Source organism: Serratia sp. CC22-02, assembly GCF_900182895.1.
In the GTDB taxonomy this organism is placed as follows: domain Bacteria; phylum Pseudomonadota; class Gammaproteobacteria; order Enterobacterales; family Enterobacteriaceae; genus Serratia; species Serratia nevei.
This window is the reverse complement of sequence record NZ_FXUD01000004.1, coordinates 462,112-481,472: the sequence shown is the minus strand read 5'-3', so window position 1 is coordinate 481,472 and position 19,361 is coordinate 462,112. Positions and strand designations below refer to the sequence as shown.

Sequence of the window (19,361 nt, the reverse complement as noted above, 5' to 3'; positions counted from 1 at the left end):
CGCTATCAGGCGAAACGCGGCGGTAACCGATAGATTTCGTTTTCCAGTTCGTTAACCGCCTGTTCGTAAGCCTGCTTGTCACCGAAGCGGGTTTTGATGATTTCCAGCGGACGCCCCAGCGTATCGAACGGCTTCAGTTTCAAGACCTGAACGTCCTCGATTTCCCGTACCCCTTCATCGGCATATTTATCCAGCAGCGTGCTGAGCACCTGCTGCGCCGGTTCGGCGTATTTGGTGAAATAGTCACGCTTACGCACGTTGGCGGCGCGCTCCTGGCGCGTCAACGGCGGCTGACCGTACACCACATGGCAAAGCAAATCAAACGGGTCGAGATCTTTCCCCACCTCTTCGGCCAACACATCCCACAGGATACCCAATTGTTCCAGCTCTTCGATAATGGCCTGTTTACGCGGCGCCGCCTGCCATTTACGCACAAAGCTATCAAGCGAGGCGAACTCACCGTCTTTGAGCAAGGTTTTACGGGTGTAATCCTGGAAAGATTCAGTGACCAACTTACCATCGGCATCGTAATACTGAACGCGTTTGGCCAGCACACTGACGGTCACGCCATTGACATAGAATTTACGGGTTTTGCCGTCGTCATTCGGATGGAATTCACCGCTCCCCCCCGGTTTATCCGGGTTGGCCTGGTATTCCGCCGGTTCTTCATGCGCAGCGCCGTAGGTCTCTTCTGCGTTCTCTTCGGCATCCAACCGTTCATTAAAATCAGACTCCGCGTCTGAAATATCGTCAGGCTTCACAACCAGCACTTTTTCCGGCACGCCGTCAAAGCGCTCATCCGCAAACAGCTCGGTCGCTTTTTTGAAATCGAGAATGGTGAACCACAGTTTGCCGTACTTTTCGTTAATGCGCGTGCCGCGCCCGATGATCTGTTTGAACTTGGTCATCGACTGGATGTTCTGATCCAGCACGACCAATTTACAGGTTTGGGCATCCACGCCGGTAGTCATCAACTCGGAGGTCGTCGCGATAACCGGGTAGGCTTTTTTAGGATTGATAAAGTTATCCAGCTGCGCCTTGCCTGCGTCATCATCGCCGGTGATTTTCATCACATACTTTTCGTTCTTCAGGACCTGTTCCGCATTCAGTACCACCAACGCGTGGCGCATGCGATCGGCATGATCGATGTCGTTGCAGAAGACGATAGTTTTATCCATCGGGTTGGTGCGCTTGAGGTAATCGGTGATGGTCTGCGCCACCAGCATGGTGCGCTCATCAATCACCAGCGTGCGGTCAAAATCTTTCAGGTTATAAATACGATCTTCAATTTCTGCGCCGTATTTATCCAACTGTCCTTTAAGCGGTCGCCATCCCTGTACGTCAACGTCGATATCCACACGCACCACTTTGTACGGTGCGAGGAAGCCGTCTTCAATGCCCTCTTTCAACGAGTAGGTGTACACCGGATCACCGAAGTAGTCGATGTTGGAGACGTCTTCGGTTTCTTTCGGCGTCGCCGTCAAGCCAATCTGGGTGGCGCTGCCGAAATACTCCAGAATTTCGCGCCATGCAGAATCCTCTGAAGCGCTGCCACGGTGGCATTCGTCGATCACGATCAGGTCGAAGAAGTCGGGTGCCACCTGTTTGTAGGCTTTTTGATACGCTTCGGGGCCGGTTATCGCCTGGTACAATGCCAGATGAACCTCATAGGCCGGATCGATGGTGCGCCCGGTAATTTTGGTCATGGCGTTGCCTAACGGCTGGAAATCGTTATTTTTGGTCTGATCTACCAGAATGTTGCGATCCGCCAGGAACAGAATGCGTTTTTTGTTTTTCGCTTTCCACAGCCGCCAGATGATCTGAAACGCGGTATAGGTTTTGCCCGTACCGGTCGCCATTACCAACAAAACGCGGTTTTTCCCCGCCGATACGGCATCGACTGTTCGGTTCACCGCCTGCATCTGATAGTAACGGGGGGACTTGCCGCTGCCGTCATCGTAATAATCCTGGCTGATGACCGGCAATTGCTCCTGCGTGAACCCTTTCCAGACACAGTACTTCTGCCATAGCTGTTCAGGCGTCGGAAAATCGCTAAGTGCAATTTCGGACTCCAACTGCTGCGGATTGGTTTTGTCATGGAAGATAAAACCGTCGCCGTTGGAAGCAAACACAAAGGGAACGTCAAGCAGACCGGCGTAATCTAGCCCCTGTTGCATCCCTTTGCCGATGGCGTGCTGATTGGCTTTTGCCTCGATCACCGCCAATGGCAAGTTTGGCTTGTGGTAGAGAACGATATCGGCGGATTTGACTTTGATACGGGAAGCCAGTTTTCCGCGCACCACGATCTTACCATCCCGGAGTTTCACTTCCTGCCGAATCTGTGACATCACATCCCAACCGGCTTCCTTGACCGCCGGCAGAATAAATTTGGTGATGATGTCCGTTTCGGTCAGATGTGTTTTGTTTACGCCAGCCATAGCAAAGTTCTCAACGGTATTGGGTTAACTCTGATTTTACACAAATTAATGCTTTACGTAATGACTTGAAACGGGTTTTCAGGCTGTTGTCACCGTTCAGCCTCGTCGAGCACTTTCGTCAGCTGGTGCTGGAGACCGTGGGGGCGTCATAAAAAGCCCGAACGGCCAATAAAAAATGACGTTCGTTTATTATTTATTTAAACCGGTCGGCGACTAAAATTAATTCCAATTAATGACTATTCAACTTCCGGGGAATTAATCAAACCCGCTCTCACTTAGTAACAAACGCAAACAAATAAGCGCCTACACAATAAATTCCAGCCGCTAGGATTTAAGGGTCACAGCCTGTTCCCGCCGATGACAAAAATCATTTTAATGGCGATCGCGCCTTCCCTGTTGCCTGCCTCTGCAGGCGCACGGTTTTATATTGGAGAAAATGCTATGCTATCGCGTCGTGATATATTGAAAGTCTCCGCCGTCAGCGCGGCCGCCGCCGGCATGATCGGCGGCATCGCTAAAAATGCCGCTGCCGACGACCATCGCAATATCGTGCCCCTCAGCAGCTATCAGCCGCCTGCTAATGCGCAACATCTCTATAAGTACAAATTCACCGACAGCAAAAAACGCAGCCTGCCCAGCGGCTGGGCGCGCGAGGCCACCGTCGAGCAGTTTCCAATATCCGAAGGCGTGGCGGGCGTAGACATGACGCTGGAGCCGGGCGGCGTGCGAGAACTGCACTGGCACGCCATCGCCGCCGAATGGGCGTTTATGCTGGAAGGCCATGCGCGCATCACCATCCTCGATCCCGAGGGCAAATGCGAAGTGGCGGATTTCGGCCCCGGCGACGTGTGGTATTTCCCGAAAGGCTACGGCCATTCCATTCAGGCGCTGGCGGACGGCGCGCATTTTATTCTGGCATTCGATAACGGCCACTTCTCCGAATTCGGCACCTTCAGCATCACCGATTGGGTGGCGCATATGCCGAAAGAGGTATTGGAAAAAAGCGTCGACATGCCGGCGGCGGTATTTTCCAAGGCCAAACAGGGCGAAGCTTATATTGTCGGCGGCGCCGTCCCGCCCGCCCTGCCATTGCCGAAAAACGACGGCGGATTAAATAACGCCCCGCTGACCCACCGCTATGAATTAATGAAGCAAAAGCCGTTCTTTGAAAATGACGCCGGCAGCGTGCATTTGGTGTCATCGAAAGAATTTCCCATTTCCACCACCATGACCGGCATCATCGAGATCGTGAAACCCGGCGCGATCCGGGAATTGCACTGGCACCCCAATGCCAACGAATGGCAATACTATATTGCCGGCAAAGGCCGCATGACGGTGTTCAGCTCGCACGGCCACGCGCAGACGGAAGAGTACGCCCCTTCAGACGTCGGCTACGTGCCGCAGGGCTTCGGCCATTACATCGAGAACATCGGCGATGAGGATTTGAAGGTGCTGATCGTGATGGACAACGGCATTTATCAGGATATTTCGTTGTCCGACTGGCTGGCGAAAACCCCGGCCTACCTGCTGGCGGATAACTTCAACAACCAGGCTGAGGACTGGCAGGATCGGCCGAAAGACAAACGGGTGATGTCGCGCCGCAGCCGCTGACGCCACGGCGAGGGAGAGACTCCCTCGCCTCCGTCACATCGGCCAAAGCGTCATATTTAATATTAAGAACAATACATTGATCTCAGTGAGTTAACCGAATTCCTTTTATAAAAAACAGATATTACAGTTGTTTGTTCAGATAGGAGCGTGTTATTTCATTGCCGCAATCCAACTCGCCAATCATTTGAAAACCCTGTTTCAGGTAGAAATTGGGCGCCTGAAAGCTAAACGTGTCCACGGAGACGCTGGCGCATCCCAACTGTCTGGCATGAGCCTCTGCAGCTTCCAGCAGACGGTGGCCTAAACGACGGCCGCGCTGCGCTTCATCAATCCAAAGATAATGGATGTAAAAAACGGCCCCGTAAGACTCTGCATAAAGTCCCGCGATTATTTTCTCATCGCCGTCTTTATAATAAACACCATACTCGTGAGCATTTAACCCCATGAACTTTGAATTAAATCTATCGAGCTGGCCCTCCAGAAAGGAGCGTGCATCATTGTCATAATGCAACGTTAAATTTTCATTTTCCACAACGTGTTCCGCATATATAAAATAAAAAAGGAGGATTGGTTAATACTTTATGGCCCGGCTGAATTCGGCAAAACGCATCAATAATCAGACTGCACAGGGAAAACACTGTACTCAACATGCGCTAAACAAATACCAAACGCATCCATCGATTTGGATTCGCACGCCTGCGGATAGATAAATCCAGCCCCGATCTCTTTCCCCCTTCTTCAGTGCTCATTCAGAGGCCTCCGGAAAGGCCTCTTGTACACTCAGACATTGTCGATAGAGACGGATTACGCTAATGACAACAGCTTCGCGAGCAGCAACTCCGACATATTAAGCTCGGTGCTTAATACCACATGGCAGTTGGCATCGCGCTGCGGCGGATAGTTCATATATCGCCCCCGCATATCGCACAGGGTTTGCCCGCGGCCTGGCCCGTCGGAATCATCGATCGTCACCTTCACGTTAGGCGCAAGGCAGGCGCCGATGCCCTGCACCGCCAACACCGCAGCCACCGGATCGTGCAGTGCGCAGGCTTTGCGGCCGTAGGTATTGATATAAAACTGGATATACCGCTCCAGCATTTGCCCTATCGCCTGCGCAAACCGGCTCTCGGCCGACAGCAGTTTGAGCCGATCCGCCTCTTCAAAGGTATGCGACATGGTGACATCAAGCGGCACCATCACGATATTCTTCATCGCCTTAAACACCATGGCCGCCGCCTCCGGATCGCAGGCAATATTCGCCTCCGCAACGGGCGTTCGGTTGCCGGGCGCCAGTGCCGCACCGCCCATGATCGTCAGCGTGCCGATAAGCTCCCCTAGCGCGGGCTCAAGCTGCAAGGCTTTGGCGATGTTGGTCAGCGGGCCGGTCGCCAAGATGTCCAGCTCCCCCGGGTGCGCTCTGGCCAGCTCAACCAGCAGTTCGGGGGCCGAGAGCGGCGCCAGCTTGGCGTTTGAGGCTTCCAGCGCGATGTCGCCGATGCCGTTGTCTCCGTGTATATGCTGCACATCGCAAAGATACGCCTGGCGCAGGTAGTCCCGTTCCCCCACGGCGACGGGGATCGCGGGAAAACCGGCCAGGCGGGCAAGCTCCAGCGTATTTCTGGCTCCGGCATCGGCGGCGACGTTGCCGCAAACCGTGCCGATCGCCAGAATATCCACCTTGTCACTTTCTGCGAGCAAATAGCCCAACGCCATCGCATCATCGATGCCGGTATCGCAGTCAAAATATAATTTTATTTTCTTCTCGCTCACCGCTTATCTCCATTTTCTGTATTAAGAGAGGCAACCCAAAGATTCATTTTCTTCCGATACGTCATTTTGGCCTCGTCGCTGGCAAAACTGGCGGCAAAAGCATTCAGGGCCACATCGACGATATCCTGGGTGGAAAATGCAAATTCGCTCTGACAGATCAGATATTCATCCACCAACGTGGTGTGCAATAAGACCGGGTCGTCGGTATTGATGGTCGCGATGACCCCGGCATCCCGCAGCCGGCGCAGCGGATGTTCCGCGTAGCCGGGATAGACGCCCAGTTTGATGTTCGAGGTCAGGCATACGCCGATGGGGATACGTCGTTCAGCCAACAGCGCCACGACGGCCGGGTCGTCTATCGCCCGAACGCCGTGATCGATGCGGTCGGCCCCCAGCAGCAAGATGGCGTCGCGCACGCCCTCTGCGCCGCTGGACTCCCCGGCATGCACGGTTCGCTTCAACCCGGCCCTGCCCGCCTGGGCGAAAGCCTGCGCGAAACGCGCACCGCTGCCTTTGGTGACGGCCTCATTGCCATCGACGGACAACGCGACCACTCTGGGGTGCCGCAGCGCGGTTAAAAAATCCACCAGCTCACTCGCCTCGGCGGCGGTTTGCCGGCGGAGCAAACTGACGCACAGCCCAACGGACGCCAATCCATCCTCTTCGGCCGCGCGCAAACCGGCGTCAATCGCGTCGATCATGTCACCAAGCCTGCCGCGCCACGCTTTCCAATGGGTCGGGTTGAAAATCAGATCGGCGTACAGCCCGCCATCCCGCGACAGCCGTTGTGCATAGGAGTAGCTTAACTGCGCCAGGCGTTCGCGGCTGCTCACCAGGCTGCAGGACCAATCGAGGAAATCGAGAAAGTCGGCAAGCCCGTTAAAATTCAGCAGCTCGGCCTGCTTTCTGGGCATCGGTATCCCCGAGGATAACGCCCAGGCCGAGAGCTGTTCCGGCTCAAAGCAGCCCTCCAGATGCACGTGCACTTCCGCCTTCGGCAGGGAAACCATCTGCGCTCGAGAGAGCGTGGTTTGGTTTACATTCCATTCCATAAAATGGCTCCCAAGGGTTATTTATGCAGGCCAACGAGCACTTTTTCGCGTGACGGCATGGGTGCGAAAGCCTCGCTGAAGGGGGAGTGAATGCGGTAAAAAACGCGGTGAGACGAGGAATGATCTAGGGTAAGCATCGCAATATGTTAATCCTGTAATGAGTCAGACGGCAGGCCATCCAAAAATTCATCAACAGGTCAGTAACCTATGCGTGCGGCAACCGGTGAAGGCGGACACGCCTCTCATCACCGAAGCCGGCACGGCATCACCCCATCCTCACTGCAACGCCCGATTTCTATGGGCGCCGGCAATCATCGATGGGGCCGTTCTCTTACCTGAACCTATGTAAAACATGGCGTGTTAAAGCAGAGTGTTCGCCGGCAGCCGCTGTTATGCGCGGCCATCGCCAGCCATCAGCGCCAAAACACGCCGCCAAGCTTATGAAAGCCAAGGGGTCTTGTAAAGCCCTTCCCCAACGCAGGTAACGTCAGGCCTTTCTCAGCAACAGCGCCCACAGCGCCAGCACGGCAAAGGCGATGTATATCGCCATAAAAAGGACAATGGCGGCGAACAAGGCGCCCACTACCCCTATTTTATCCGCCAGCCAACCTGCGACCGGCGGCATGATATTGAACAAATAGACGATAAAGTAAAACTTCGACACCGCGTTCCACCCTGGCGCCGCTAGCGAGAGCTTATTGACCAGGATGGCACCGCCCACAAAAACCGCGCCGTACGAGAAGCCGGACAGCGCCAGACTCACCGCCGCGCTGGCCACAGAACCGCTCTCGAGAGCCATGGTCATGATCACCATGGAGAAAACCTGCGCAATCAGCCCTAGCACCAAAGAAAACTCAGGCTTCAGAAAACGCGGGATCGTGAACTGCACCACGCCGGCCACCAGTAAATAACCGGTGGCGATATAGCCAAAGCCCGCGGGTGACTGGAGCCCGAAGACCTGGATCGCGGCCGTCGGCCCCAACGACAGGATCAGCGCGGCGTATGACCAGGAGATAAACACGCACAGCGCAAGCAGATAGAACAGCGGTTGGCTAAAACCGGCGCCCTTTTCTGCCGTTTTCGTGTCCGCAACGCCGAGGGTAGGCAATCCTTTCTTCGGCCAAAGCAGGACGATGGCGATCGCGGAGAGGAAAACCAATGCGGCGATGGTCACCGCCGGCGAAGTGAGCGGGTAAAACGCCAGCTGGGCGTAAACGCTGCTGATCACCGGGCCCAGCGCCAGGCCGGTCACCAAAGCCAGGCTGCCCAACAGCGCGGCGCGTTTGGCGCTGTCACCGCGGCTGACGTTGATCAACAAGATGTTGATGATGGCCGTGGCCGTACCGGCCCCTAAACCGGAAATAAACCTGAACAGGCACAGCGCCTGCAAAGAACGAGCAAAGGAAAAGCACAGCGTTGGCACCACCACCACCATCAGCGACACCACCACCAGCAGCCGGGCATTTTTATCGATGATGGTGAGCCTGCGTGATAAAAACAAGGCCAGCAATACGCCAAACCCGTAGGAAGAGAAAATGAAGGTCAGGTCGATATTGCTCAGGCCAAGGGTTTCTTGATAGAGGGGATATAACGGCGTGGGAGAGCCGCTGTTCAACAAGATAAAAAATAAAGCGATCGTCAACGCCACCAATAGGCTCACCTGGCTGCGGTTTGTCTGGTCAGAAGTCATTATGCCACCATCATGGAAAATACCGATCGTAGCACCCGACCGGATCGCGAACTTTCGCGTTCGCACTTTTTTTCTTATCGTTCGGACAGGACGGCGGGATAACCTGTACACCGGCTGGCGCCTCACCCATAATGCGTTCACCTCGCCGCACTGCCGGGATCATGCATAGCCCTGGCGCAATAGCGACTATGCTCAACAGTAAACGTATCAGACAAGCAGGTAATAATGGATCCGTTATCCGATATTGTTTCCAGGCTAAAAATCAGCAGCCAGAAAATTGTGACGTTTGACATGAGCGCTAATACCAAAGCGCTGTTTCCCGACTATTCCGGGATGAAAATTTATATCGCCAAGCGCGGATCTTTTTTCATTAAACTGGCGGGCGACGCCAACAGTTACCCGATTGAACAAGGCGATGTGCTGATCTTATCCAGCGGGCGCGAATTCAGCATTTTTGATCACCCTAACGCGCCGGCCATCGATATAACAAAAATTCACGTGATGAAAGACCGCTCATCCTGCTTCAGCAACGGCGGGTGCGATTTCTCCTTTGTGGGTTGCCGCTTCGTATTTCAGATCAACGATACCTTCCGCTTTATCACCAGCCTGCCCGAACCCATCGTGATCAAAACGCAGCGGGAGGAGAACGCCGGCATCAAGGATTTCCTGAGCCGCCTCTCGTCGGAGATAGAAAATCCCGGCCCGGGCAGTGAACTCATCACCGAGCATCTGCTGCAGATCATTTTGACGCAGGCGCTGCGCATGCTGCTCTCTTCCGGCGCGCTCGGCCGCGGTGAGGGCTGGTTTTACGCGATGGCGGACAAACATATCGGCCTCGCGCTGACCCGCATACACGACCAACCGGGCAGAAAATGGCGCCTGGACGAGCTCGCCGGCGTGGCCGGCATGTCGCGTACCGCCTTCACCACCCGCTTCAGAAAGCTGGCCGGCTACAGCGTCAACGAATACATTCGCATCTGGCGTTTTAGCCTGGCCATCGAGCGAATGGTCGCCAATAAAGAAAAAATATCCCAGATCGCCTTTGACCTGGGATATGAATCGGAAAGCGCCTTCAGCACCGCGTTCAAGAAAAGCATGGGCGCGTCGCCAAGGAGTTATATCGGCAGCCATATTTCCTGAAGCAGCCAACGGCGGCACGTCCCTGTGCCGGGCTTATCCTTATTCTGCAAACCAGGCCGCGGGCAGATCCGTCTGCAGCGTGATGGTTTTTATTTGCGTGTAGGCATCGAGCGTTTCTTTGCAGAACTCGCGGCCGATCCCGCTGTTCTTGTAACCGCCGAACGCGGTGCCATCGGTAATGTTCGAGTAGCGGTTGATCCATACGGACCCGGCTTCCAGCCGGTCTGCGGTCGCCAGGGCGTTTTTCAGGCTGCGGGTGTAAATTCCCGACGCCAGCCCATATTCGCTGTCGTTAGCCTGGGCGATCATCTCGTCGTAGTCTGACCATTTGATCAGCGTCAGCACCGGCCCGAAAATTTCTTCCTGGCAAATGCGCATGCCATTTTCCGCAGCAAAGATCGTCGGCTCAATGAAGTAGCCATGCTCGCAGCCGGCGACGGCGCGGCGTTTGCCGCCGGTCAGCAGGGTGGCACCCTCCTCGAGGCCGGTCCGAATATAAGCCAGCACCCGCTCGCCCTGCTTCTCAGAAACCAGGCAGCTGACCCGGGATTGCTCGGCCAGCGGTGAACCGACGCGCACCCGTTCGAAAGCCGTCACCAGTTTGGCGCTGAAACAATCGTAAATGTCCGCGTGGACGAACAGCCGGGTGCCCGCCAGGCAGGACTGACCGTTATTGTGGATGGCGGCAAAGGTCACGTTGTCCACCACCGCGTCCAGGTCTTCGATGTCCGGGAACACAATATTGGGGCTCTTCCCGCCCAGCTCCAGCGTGACGGGCACCAGCCGCTCCGCGGCGGCCTTGGCCACCCGCTTGCCCACCTCCGTGCTGCCGGTGAACGAAAGCTTGCGCACCTTGCGGTTGCCGGTCAGCGCCGCCCCCGCCACGCTCCCGAGCCCGGTAATGATGTTGACGACGCCGGCAGGGAAAATGTTGGCGATCATCTTGCCCAGCTCCAGCGTGGAGAGCGAGGCGTTTTCATCGGCCTTCAGCACCACCGTGTTGCCGGTCACCAGCGCCGGCGCCAGCTTGAACGCCGCCATGATCGCCGGCGCATTCCAGGGGATAATCTGCCCGCAGACGCCGAGCGGCTCGCGTTTCGCCAGGCTGTAGCCGTCCGCGATGCTTCTGCCGCTGTCTTCGTGCCCCATGACAACCGCGGCGAAATAGCGATAGTGTCTGACCGCCGTTTGATAATCGCGGCGCACTTCGCTGATACAGCGGCCCACATCCCGCGCGTCGATTTGCGCCATTCTTTCCAGATCGCTTTCCAGCACATCCGCCAGTTGCGCCACCAGGCGAGCGCGGGCCTGCTGCCCGAATGCCTTCCAGGCGGGGAAAGCCGCTTCCGCCGCCAACACGGCGCGCTCGACGTCCCGTTCGTTGCAGTAGTGCAAATCCGCCAGGCGCTCCCCGGTCGAGGGGGAAATCACGGGATGAATGTCCGTGCCATCCAGTTCGAATACGCCGTTAATCAGTGGCCCGTAGGCTTTATCTAATGTCATTTCTGTTCCATTCTTCGCTAAATTAATGCAAACCGCCGCCGACGATCAGGCTCTCGCCGGTCACCCAACCCGCCTCGTCCGAGGCGAGATAGGCCACGGCCGGGGCGATATCCTCCGGTGTGCCGATGCGCCCCAGCGGGGTGATGGATTCAATGTGCGTTTTAAAATCGGTATCGAAAAAGCCGCTGTCATGCACGCCTTCCGTGATGACCAAGCCAGGATTGACCGCATTGACCCGGATCTTGCGCCCGCCAAGCTCGTTGGCCAGCGTCTTGGTGATCGAGTCCACCGCGGCTTTGGAAGCGGTATAAACCAGCGAATTGGCCGGCGTAAACGAGGTCACACTGGAGCTGATATTGACGATGCTGCCGCCCGATTCAGGCATGGCGGCGACCGCCGCCTTGCAGCAATAAATCAGCCCTTTGACATTTAAATTGAAGTGCCTTTCATATTCCGCGTCGCTGAAGGCTTCCAGGCTATTGGTGGCATAAACCCCGGCGTTATTGACCAGCACGTCCAGGCGACCATACTGCTCGACAATGTTTTGCATCAGGCCGTTGACTTCGGCCTCAATGCCGACATTGGCCTGCAGCGGAAAAGCGACGCCGCCCTGCTCATTGATCTCTTTAACCAACCGGTTGGCATCTTCACGCCCGCGGGAATAGTTAATGAAAACCACGGCGCCTTCCGCCGCCAGGCGTTTAGCAATGGCGGCGCCAATGCCCTTTGAACTGCCCGTCACCAGGGCAACTTTATTTTCAAAGCGTTTCATTCGTCATTCTCCTCAGTGTCTGTGAAACTCGGGAGAAGATTACGGTAAATGCTCGCCGTGCAGCATAGCGAGGCGAACATAAAACCTTATCGAACGAACAACTTTGCCTAAAAGAGAAGTGGCATTTTTAGAGTAAACGCGCGGCCAAAATGGTGCAGGCTAATAACAGAATGACGCCACCGAAGCATTTATTGATATAAATCCCGATGACCGGACGCCGTTTTATACTCAGCGCGATCTTTCCCGCCAGAAATACCAGGGGAACTTCAATCAGAAACATGATGACGATGAGTTCAATGCCTAATATCAGCATCTGCATTCCCGGCCTGCCCGCGTCCACCCGAATAAACTGCGGAATAAACGCCAGCATGAAAATAATGGCCTTGGGGTTAAGCAGGTTGGTCAGCAATCCTTGCGAATAGAGCCTTTTGCGACTTTTGCGCTCGCCGTGGCTTTCCAGGCCAATCGCATTTGCCTGGGTAAAAATGCCCAACCCGACCCACATGATGTACAGCGCGCCGCCGATGACAAAAAGCTGATACAGCAGCGGCGAAGAGGCGATCAGTGCCGTGACGCCGGCAATCGCAAAACATACGTGGCATATCACCCCGGTGACCGCCCCCAATACGGTAATCAGCCCCGCTTTCGTTCCCTGACTGACGGCGTTGGACAGTGCGCAAAGCATATCGGCGCCGGGAATAAGCGTTAAGACGGCAGCAGAAAGGGCAAATAAACCCAGCGTGGATAATTCGATGACCATGATTTTCTCGCGTCGTAAATAGGCGCATTGTCGGCCCCCGTAAGTCGGCGAGATAGAACGATATTGCTCACAGGCAGCGATCGCGATAGCCGCGCGGCGTCACGCCGTAACTCGACTTGAACGCCCTGCCCAGGTGCGACTGATCGGCGAACCCGCAGGCGACGGCGATTTCCGCAATGTCGCCGCCCCGGGATAGCAAAACCTTTGCCTGCTGCAGCCTAAGCTGCCGCTGATAGCGGCTCGGCGACAAGCCGAATGTTGCCGAGAACTGGCGGCAAAGGTGAAACCTGGACAGACCGGCGGCCTGCGCCAGCCTCTCCAGACGCACTTCCCGCGCCGGGTTATCGTGCAGATACTCTTTCGCCCGGCGCAAGCCCGGTGCGATGCCGGCATCTGCCAATGGCGCGCGCCGCGGGGAACACACCGCCAGCAGATCCGCCACACAGTGGCTCCAGGCCACCTCCCGGTCGAAACGGCTGGATTGCGCCGCGGTCAATACCGTCGCGGCCTCACACAGCCGGTTGGCGAAAGGCGCATGGTCGATATGCTTCTCCTTCACTGCCGACGGCAGTGGCATCTCCATGTTTTCCGCCACGTCCAGCAGCATCTCGTGGCTGGGGTAAAACATGAAATAATGGCATCCCTCTTCTCCCAGCACCGTCCCGGCATGCATCTGCCCCGGCGCGATGAGGCTGACTTGCCCGCGGCTGACGATACCGTCGGCATCGCCTTTAGCGCTGTTGTTATTGGCGCCGCGCAGGACCACGCCAATCGACCAGGTATCATGCCAATGCACGTCAAACCGATGGTCTGAAAAGTCCGCGACGAGCAGTTCAAGCCCGCCCAATGCGTCAAAACGATGCATAAATGCCGAATTGCCCATCCTCTTTTACCCGATTGCCGGTTATCCACAGCGGCCAAAATAACACACAACGTACCGTGTGAAAGCCCTGCGCTCTGTACTGAAGCGGCTTTCTGAACGTCGGCAAAAAGGGGCCGGCTGGCCCCTTCGCATTGTTCATTTGCCTTCTTGCCTTGCTCTCATGCCGATTAATGTGGATTCATCGCGCCATAGTTCAACGGCTGCCAGTCGTAACCTTTCCCCTGTTTATTGATGTAGCCAAGGCCCGGGAAGGACAAATGCGCCCCTGCGACCAGCGCCCTTTGCTGCGCGAGGTCATCGAACAGCCGCTTGCGCTGCGCAACGGCGGCGGGGACGTCGATGTCATAGGCGATGGCGACATTCGGATCGGAAAACTGCACCGAGGCGACGTGGATCATATCCCCCAGAATCACCATCTTTTGCCCTTTGCTTTCGACGGCGAACACGCTGTGTCCTGGCGTGTGCCCACGCGTATCGATAGCCGAAATGCCCGGGGTGAGCGCCTGATTGCCTTCAAACGTTTTCAGCTTCCCCGCCGTGACGTAAGGCTGCAATGAGGCGATGGCGGCATCGAAGAAACGTTTATCTTTCTCTTCCGCCTGCCGTTTTTTCTCTTCGCTTAGCCAAAAAGCGACTTCGTCTTTTTCCACCCAGACGGTGGCGTTCGGGAAGGCGAGACGCTTGTCCGCCATCAACCCGCCCACATGGTCGGGATGCAGGTGCGTTAAATAAATCTCATCCACCTGCTCCGCCTGATAGCCGGAAGCGTTCAGGTTTTTCATCATTTTGCCCAGCGTTTCGCCATGCAGCGCACCGGTGCCGGCATCGACCAAAACCAGCTTGCTTCCGGTATTGATCAGGTAGGCGTTCACCGAGGTCGGCAACGGCAGCGACAGGTTGTTGGCCGCCATCGCCTTTTCAAGCTGCTGCGGCCGGGTATTGATCAAAATTTTATCGGCGGGCATCGGGCTGATGCCGTCAGACAGGGCCGTCACTTCCACATCGCCCAGCATGATCCGGTAGAACCCGGGATTGTCTATTGTAGAAAAAGGCGCCGCGGCCATTGCAGCGGCAGAAAAAGCGGCGAAAAAGGCGCCAATAAGCAGATTGCGACGCATAGAAAACCTCATAACGATAAGAAAATACGGCTAAAAGCCCTGGGAATGCCCCCTGGCGATTTAAAACTCCTGCACGGTCGGCCTGATGACAATCTCACTCACGTCCACGTCCGAAGGCTGCTCGATCGCATAGGCGATGGCGCGCGCGATGGCATCGGCGGAAATTGCCTGGCTCTGGTAGAGTTCGCCGACGGCCTGCAAACTTTCCGCGTGCGAACTGCCCTGTTTCAGTTCGGTGTCGATCAGGCCGGGGGCGATCGTCGTGGTTCTGATCTTTCCGCCAACTTCGTGACGCAAACCTTCGGCGATCGCGCTGACCGCGAATTTGGTGCCGCTATAGACCGTGCCGCCGGGGCTGAACACCTTCTTGCCGGCAATGGAGGAAATGGTGATGTAATGACCGAATTGCTGCTTTTCGAACAGCGGCAAGGTTGCCGCGATGCCGTACAGCACTCCTTTCACATTGATATCGATCATCCGTTCCCATTCATCGACCTTCACGGCACTCAGCGGTGCGATCGCCATCAGCCCCGCGTTGTTGACCAGGACATCAATCTTGCCAAACTGCCTGACGGCCTGGGCGATCATCGCTTCGACCTCCTGACGCTTCGTCACATCCACCTGCAGCGCCAACGCGGTGCCGCCGTCGCCAACGATTTGCCGAACCAGCGCATCAAGACGATCTTTCCTGCGCGCCGCCACCACCACCGTCGCCCCTTGCGCGGCCAGATGTAATGCGGTCGCCTCGCCCAGCCCGCTGCTGGCGCCGGTAATCACCACCACTTTGCCTGAAATACGGTTCATTTCTCGTTCCTCTTGTTAGGGTCAGTGCGAATACTTTATCCGCCGTTTCCGCCCGGTAAATGGAAGTGTTATGCTTTGAGAATTCCATTTTTTGGAACAAAGAGGTCAACGTGCAAAACAGACAAGAAGCCTTGCGCATTTTCTGCGCCGCCGCCGAGGAGATGAACTTTAAACACACGGCGACCAGGCTCGGCATTTCCCCGCAAAAAGTCACCCGAGCCATCAAAGAGCTCGAGTCGTTGCTCGGTGAGCAGCTGTTCCACCGCAATACCCGCGGCGTGAAGATCACGGATTTCGGCCTCGGCTTTCTTGAGCAGGCCAAAACGGCGATGGACCAGTTGAACAGGCTGTTTCAGCCGCAGGGGAAAGCAGCGGAAGATCTCGGCGGCGTGGTGCGCATTACGGCGCCGCATACCTATGGCAGCGAGGTCGTCATGCCGATACTGGCGGAATTCGCGCGCCAGTATCCTGCGATTACGATCGAGTTCCACCTGTCGAATATCCACAGCGATCTGGTCGAAGAAAGAATTGATATCGGCATTCGCATCGGCTTTCTGCACGACCAAACCTGTATCGTTCGCCAGCCCAGAACCATGCCTTTCCATCTGGTTGCCTCGCCGACGCTGCTCGATCGCCTGCCGCCGCCGGAGCAGGTAGACCAACTCGCCCATCTGCCGATTGTCGCGCTGGTGAACCGCAAGACCGGGCGCTACTGGCCCTGGGAATTTAGCCAAAAACGTTATCTCTACCCGAAGTCCGCCGCCTTCGTCACCGACACGCCCGATATAGAGCGTAAAGCGGTGCTCGCCGGTTTAGGCTTTGGCCAACTGGCCGGGTATTTGGTTGAAAAACACCTCGCTGCGGGTGAGCTGGTAGCCGTTCTGCCGGGCGACGCCCCGCCGCCCTGGCCGGTCAACCTCTATCATACGCATCAGCACGCCTGCCCGGCGCGCGTGCGCGTGGTCTTTGACTATCTTTTCAATCAATTAAGCCAGGGCTAACCCCGCCTTGCCCACCCAATATTGCGCACTGCCGCCGGTGGTCATCTGCTCAGCTTTAGCGACACGTGGCAGAGTGCCAAGAGTTAAGCCTGTAGAACCAGCCTGGTGCTCGAGTTTTGATAAGCTGGCCTCTGCCTTTCCTGACTGTTTTTCCATCTCCTCAAGAACAACAGATACCCTACGGCTCCCGGTGATCATTTTTGCAGTGTCGATATCGACCTGATAGACGAGGCTGCCGCCGTCTTGTTCTGACATTTAGTGTTCTCCGGGCATAAAAAAAACCCCGCCGAAGCGAGGTTATAAATAATTTTTTCGAGAGAGATTATTTCTCTAGGTGGTCAGCTAAGCCATTCTTGATATTTTTCAAGATGTCTAACTTTTCGTTTTCTCTTTTTTCCAAAAACTCAGCAATCACCCCAGTCATAGCAACTAAGGTGCCGATGATAGCCGTTGCACTACCTGCAATTGTGTAAATCTCTCGGTTTGCCATCAGCCCACTGTTGTAAACCTTATCAACGTAGCCAACAGTAACTTCCATGCCGATAGCGTAACCAACAGTAATTGCACCAACTAAAATCAGCAGCCCACCAATCAACTTAAGCATTTCGTCCTTTTCCCATAGACAAGTAACAAGTCGTTACATGGTAACAGAGAGCATGAAGTAGGCAACGAAAAGCGGTTTTCGCCCGCGATTTGTCGGGCTTTTCCCTGGAATCAAGTGTGGTCAGCGTGACAACATGGCTTCTGGCTAAATAGCTATGAGGTCACTATGCAAAAGAAAATGTTGATACTGGTTCTGGCAGCAGTCGTGCTCGCGATAGCTTTTAACCCTGAGTTCATAGCGAATTTTGGGAGTGATATACCATTAAAAAAACACTAATGCCAGAAAGCAAAAATCCCACTCCAATGGGCTTTTCTCTGTTAGTAGTTTCTCTCAGCACGCTTCATCAGTCTGTCTTGTGGTGATTGCGTTTTGGTAGACAGAGGAGCAACAAACTCCTTCCACTCTTTGCTGTCTTTCTGAGCAGACGATTGTTTGCTATTCAATTGATAATCATCGTTCTGGCCTGCACATCCTGATAGAACTATCACCCCCAGGGCAACCAATAGTGACTTTTGCATTTCTACATCCTTATAGTAACAATCAACCAGGCAAATGATAACGAATCTCACTTGCTGGGTAAAGCACCCCCTAGAAAGCAAAAAAACCACCTCATCGGTGGGTTTGTTTACTGTTATCCTTCAGCATCAAAGACGGTCTGCAGCCCATAGTTAATGCTATCACGCAGATGGTTGGTATCGGCCGTAACGATGAAGAGTAATGCTGCTACAAGACAGGCCAGGTAGTTTTGATTGGTTAACAACGTTACGATTTTTATCACGGTCCCCCCTCTGATTTTTGATTGAGCGTCACACTGCCGCCGGCATGCCGGCAATAAAAAAAGCGGCAATATCCGCGATATCGCCGCCTTTAACCTGCACGCCGCCGTGGCGGCCGCGATGCGCTACTGCTTGCGCTGCTCCGCCACCTGTTTGGCGGTGACGTTGCCCTGCTTATCGCCGAAGTGGCCGACCACGAAGTTGGCGACCGCCGCCACTTCCTCGTCGGAATAGGCGCTGCCGAACGCCGGCATCATTTCATGCCGATCGCCGATGCTGATGCTCGTCCCCTTCAGGATGGCCTGCACCACGCTGCGCCCCTGCGGATCGTTCACCGCCGTGCTGCCTACCAGCGACGCGTACTCGCTCTGGCGGCCCGGCCCGTTCCACTGGTGGCAGCCGCTGCAGTCGTTGGCGAACACCCGCCGGCCGAGCGAACTGTCTTGCCCGCCCGGCAGGATCGGTGTGGAAGCCCCCGCGCCCTTCGGCTGCAGGTTCACCGCCGCTGCGCCGTCGCCGGCGATCGGTTCGATATCGCGCAGGTATTTCACCAGCGCCAGATTGTCTTCCGGCGTCAGGAACTGCAGGCTGTTTTCCACCGCTTCCGCCATCGGGCCGGCGGCGCTGCTGCGCCCCGGGGCATGGCCGGTGGCCAGATATTGCGACAGCTGCTGGTCGCTCCAGCCGCCGATGCCGGTCTGCTTATCCGGCGTGATGTTGGCGGCGAACCAGCCCTGCACCACTTCACCGCTCAGGTGCTTGCTCTGGTTGAGGCCGAACCCCAGATTGCGCGGCGTATGGCACTCGCCGCAGTGGCCGAGCGCCGTCGCCAGATAGGCGCCGCGGTTCCACTGCTCGTCCTTGTTGAGATCCGGCGCAAAGCGCTGCTCATGGAAGAACGCCAGGTTCCAGAATTTCATGCCCCAACGCTGGTTGAACGGGAACGACAAATCGTTTTGCGGGTTGGCCTGCTTCACCGGCGGCAGGCTGAACAGATAATCCTTGATCGCCAGCACGTCGTCGCGGCTCAGTTCGGTGTACGAGGTGTACGGCATCGCCGGATACAGGTTGCCCTGCGGGCCGATGCCCTCACGCACCGCACGCACGAACTGATCGTCGCTCCAGTTGCCGATGCCGGTCTCCTTGTCGGCGGTGATGTTGGTGCCGTAAATGGTGCCGAACGGCAGTTTGAAGGCGAAGCCGCCCGCATACGGCGTGCCGCCCGGCGCGGTGTGGCACGCCACGCAGTCGGCGGCGCGCGCCAGGTACTCGCCGCGCGCCAGTTTATCGGTGATGCCGGCCGGCGCCCCGGCGATCGGCGCCGCAGGCTCCGCGCCGGTGGGCCGCAGCAGCGTGTACAGCGCGTATCCTCCCGCCAACACCACCACGGCGATAATCAGCCATAACAGCCCTTTCAAGGCATTGCTCATCGCATCTCT

General features: G+C 56.1%; 18 protein-coding genes. 3 read left to right on the top strand and 15 right to left on the bottom strand.

The features are described from left to right. Positions 1–5: 5 nt before the first annotated feature. The gene (gene hsdR, locus QOL81_RS16975; protein WP_283439947.1) at positions 6–2,438 is read right to left on the bottom strand and encodes an EcoAI/FtnUII family type I restriction enzme subunit R; all 2,433 of its coding nucleotides are present in this window, start codon (positions 2,436–2,438) and stop codon (positions 6–8) included. Between the two features lie 441 nt (positions 2,439–2,879). Here hsdR and QOL81_RS16970 point away from each other — a divergent pair, with 441 nt between their 5' ends. Continuing rightward, positions 2,880–4,049, top strand: coding sequence for a cupin domain-containing protein (locus QOL81_RS16970; protein ID WP_283439946.1), 1,170 nt, complete (start codon positions 2,880–2,882; stop codon positions 4,047–4,049). A gap of 121 nt (positions 4,050–4,170) precedes the next feature. On the opposite strand, the gene QOL81_RS16965 is transcribed toward QOL81_RS16970, so the two are convergent. The 4 genes from QOL81_RS16965 to QOL81_RS16950 all read right to left on the bottom strand — a co-directional run bounded on the left by QOL81_RS16965 (position 4,171) and on the right by QOL81_RS16950 (position 8,561). Next, positions 4,171–4,581, bottom strand: coding sequence for a GNAT family N-acetyltransferase (locus tag QOL81_RS16965; RefSeq protein WP_145957296.1), 411 nt, complete (start codon positions 4,579–4,581; stop codon positions 4,171–4,173). A gap of 272 nt (positions 4,582–4,853) precedes the next feature. Beyond that, entirely contained in the window at positions 4,854–5,819 is a 966-nt protein-coding gene (locus QOL81_RS16960) for a nucleoside hydrolase (RefSeq protein ID WP_203090047.1), read from the bottom strand. Next, the gene (gene add, locus QOL81_RS16955; RefSeq protein ID WP_203090049.1) at positions 5,816–6,871 is read right to left on the bottom strand and encodes an adenosine deaminase; all 1,056 of its coding nucleotides are present in this window, start codon (positions 6,869–6,871) and stop codon (positions 5,816–5,818) included. Before add ends, QOL81_RS16960 begins: the two co-directional genes overlap by 4 nt. Before the next feature lie 487 nt (positions 6,872–7,358). Continuing rightward, the gene (locus QOL81_RS16950; RefSeq protein WP_142109846.1) at positions 7,359–8,561 is read right to left on the bottom strand and encodes an MFS transporter; all 1,203 of its coding nucleotides are present in this window, start codon (positions 8,559–8,561) and stop codon (positions 7,359–7,361) included. A gap of 225 nt (positions 8,562–8,786) precedes the next feature. Between QOL81_RS16950 and QOL81_RS16945 the strand changes: the two genes are divergently transcribed. Further along, the gene (locus tag QOL81_RS16945; RefSeq protein WP_060439999.1) at positions 8,787–9,701 is read left to right on the top strand and encodes an AraC family transcriptional regulator; all 915 of its coding nucleotides are present in this window, start codon (positions 8,787–8,789) and stop codon (positions 9,699–9,701) included. 39 nt (positions 9,702–9,740) lie between these two features. Here QOL81_RS16945 and QOL81_RS16940 read toward each other — a convergent pair whose 3' ends face one another. The 6 genes from QOL81_RS16940 to QOL81_RS16915 all read right to left on the bottom strand — a co-directional run bounded on the left by QOL81_RS16940 (position 9,741) and on the right by QOL81_RS16915 (position 15,541). Further along, positions 9,741–11,204 (bottom strand): aldehyde dehydrogenase family protein, encoded by a 1,464-nt coding sequence (locus QOL81_RS16940; RefSeq protein WP_283439945.1) that lies wholly within the window; start codon positions 11,202–11,204, stop codon positions 9,741–9,743. 22 nt (positions 11,205–11,226) lie between these two features. Next, positions 11,227–11,976 carry an SDR family NAD(P)-dependent oxidoreductase gene (locus tag QOL81_RS16935; protein WP_033634470.1) on the bottom strand — a complete coding sequence of 250 codons (750 nt, stop codon included), beginning with the start codon at positions 11,974–11,976 and terminating at the stop codon, positions 11,227–11,229. A gap of 127 nt (positions 11,977–12,103) precedes the next feature. Further along, positions 12,104–12,736, bottom strand: coding sequence for a LysE family translocator (locus QOL81_RS16930; RefSeq protein WP_084827841.1), 633 nt, complete (start codon positions 12,734–12,736; stop codon positions 12,104–12,106). 67 nt (positions 12,737–12,803) lie between these two features. Beyond that, the gene (locus QOL81_RS16925; RefSeq protein ID WP_227818404.1) at positions 12,804–13,619 is read right to left on the bottom strand and encodes an AraC family transcriptional regulator; all 816 of its coding nucleotides are present in this window, start codon (positions 13,617–13,619) and stop codon (positions 12,804–12,806) included. A 167-nt stretch (positions 13,620–13,786) separates the two neighbouring features. Continuing rightward, a complete protein-coding gene (locus tag QOL81_RS16920; protein WP_283439944.1) occupies positions 13,787–14,737 on the bottom strand; it encodes an MBL fold metallo-hydrolase in 951 nt (316 codons plus the stop codon). Positions 14,738–14,797: 60 nt separating this feature from the next. Then, entirely contained in the window at positions 14,798–15,541 is a 744-nt protein-coding gene (locus tag QOL81_RS16915; protein ID WP_099782966.1) for an SDR family oxidoreductase, read from the bottom strand. Between the two features lie 110 nt (positions 15,542–15,651). Here QOL81_RS16915 and QOL81_RS16910 point away from each other — a divergent pair, with 110 nt between their 5' ends. Beyond that, positions 15,652–16,542 (top strand): LysR family transcriptional regulator, encoded by an 891-nt coding sequence (locus QOL81_RS16910; RefSeq protein ID WP_283439943.1) that lies wholly within the window; start codon positions 15,652–15,654, stop codon positions 16,540–16,542. On the opposite strand, the gene QOL81_RS16905 is transcribed toward QOL81_RS16910, so the two are convergent. The 4 genes from QOL81_RS16905 to QOL81_RS16890 all read right to left on the bottom strand — a co-directional run bounded on the left by QOL81_RS16905 (position 16,528) and on the right by QOL81_RS16890 (position 19,352). Next, positions 16,528–16,797 (bottom strand): hypothetical protein, encoded by a 270-nt coding sequence (locus tag QOL81_RS16905; RefSeq protein WP_197785361.1) that lies wholly within the window; start codon positions 16,795–16,797, stop codon positions 16,528–16,530. The two genes, QOL81_RS16910 and QOL81_RS16905, sit on opposite strands and share 15 nt — an antisense overlap. A 67-nt stretch (positions 16,798–16,864) precedes the next feature. Beyond that, positions 16,865–17,146 (bottom strand): hypothetical protein, encoded by a 282-nt coding sequence (locus QOL81_RS16900; protein WP_060419045.1) that lies wholly within the window; start codon positions 17,144–17,146, stop codon positions 16,865–16,867. Between the two features lie 317 nt (positions 17,147–17,463). Beyond that, the gene (locus QOL81_RS16895; protein ID WP_089185938.1) at positions 17,464–17,664 is read right to left on the bottom strand and encodes a lipoprotein; all 201 of its coding nucleotides are present in this window, start codon (positions 17,662–17,664) and stop codon (positions 17,464–17,466) included. Positions 17,665–18,047: 383 nt separating this feature from the next. Beyond that, positions 18,048–19,352: a cytochrome c gene (locus tag QOL81_RS16890; RefSeq protein WP_060419047.1), complete on the bottom strand. Its 1,305-nt coding sequence runs from the start codon at positions 19,350–19,352 to the stop codon at positions 18,048–18,050. Positions 19,353–19,361: the final 9 nt, after the last annotated feature.

What these genes read in the sequence shown, in the direction of transcription:
- QOL81_RS16905 (WP_197785361.1), bottom strand. Translation starts at nt 16,797, where the DNA reads ATGTCAGAACAAGACGGCGGCAGCCTCGTCTATCAGGTCGATATCGAC.
- QOL81_RS16900 (WP_060419045.1), bottom strand. Translation starts at nt 17,146, where the DNA reads ATGCTTAAGTTGATTGGTGGGCTGCTGATTTTAGTTGGTGCAATTACT.
- hsdR (WP_283439947.1), bottom strand. Translation starts at nt 2,438, where the DNA reads ATGGCTGGCGTAAACAAAACACATCTGACCGAAACGGACATCATCACC.
- add (WP_203090049.1), bottom strand. Translation starts at nt 6,871, where the DNA reads ATGGAATGGAATGTAAACCAAACCACGCTCTCTCGAGCGCAGATGGTT.
- QOL81_RS16950 (WP_142109846.1), bottom strand. Translation starts at nt 8,561, where the DNA reads ATGACTTCTGACCAGACAAACCGCAGCCAGGTGAGCCTATTGGTGGCG.
- QOL81_RS16945 (WP_060439999.1), top strand. Translation starts at nt 8,787, where the DNA reads ATGGATCCGTTATCCGATATTGTTTCCAGGCTAAAAATCAGCAGCCAG.
- QOL81_RS16940 (WP_283439945.1), bottom strand. Translation starts at nt 11,204, where the DNA reads ATGACATTAGATAAAGCCTACGGGCCACTGATTAACGGCGTATTCGAA.
- QOL81_RS16890 (WP_060419047.1), bottom strand. Translation starts at nt 19,352, where the DNA reads ATGAGCAATGCCTTGAAAGGGCTGTTATGGCTGATTATCGCCGTGGTG.
- QOL81_RS16935 (WP_033634470.1), bottom strand. Translation starts at nt 11,976, where the DNA reads ATGAAACGCTTTGAAAATAAAGTTGCCCTGGTGACGGGCAGTTCAAAG.
- QOL81_RS16920 (WP_283439944.1), bottom strand. Translation starts at nt 14,737, where the DNA reads ATGCGTCGCAATCTGCTTATTGGCGCCTTTTTCGCCGCTTTTTCTGCC.
- QOL81_RS16970 (WP_283439946.1), top strand. Translation starts at nt 2,880, where the DNA reads ATGCTATCGCGTCGTGATATATTGAAAGTCTCCGCCGTCAGCGCGGCC.
- QOL81_RS16925 (WP_227818404.1), bottom strand. Translation starts at nt 13,619, where the DNA reads ATGGGCAATTCGGCATTTATGCATCGTTTTGACGCATTGGGCGGGCTT.
- QOL81_RS16895 (WP_089185938.1), bottom strand. Translation starts at nt 17,664, where the DNA reads ATGCAAAAGTCACTATTGGTTGCCCTGGGGGTGATAGTTCTATCAGGA.
- QOL81_RS16915 (WP_099782966.1), bottom strand. Translation starts at nt 15,541, where the DNA reads ATGAACCGTATTTCAGGCAAAGTGGTGGTGATTACCGGCGCCAGCAGC.
- QOL81_RS16930 (WP_084827841.1), bottom strand. Translation starts at nt 12,736, where the DNA reads ATGGTCATCGAATTATCCACGCTGGGTTTATTTGCCCTTTCTGCTGCC.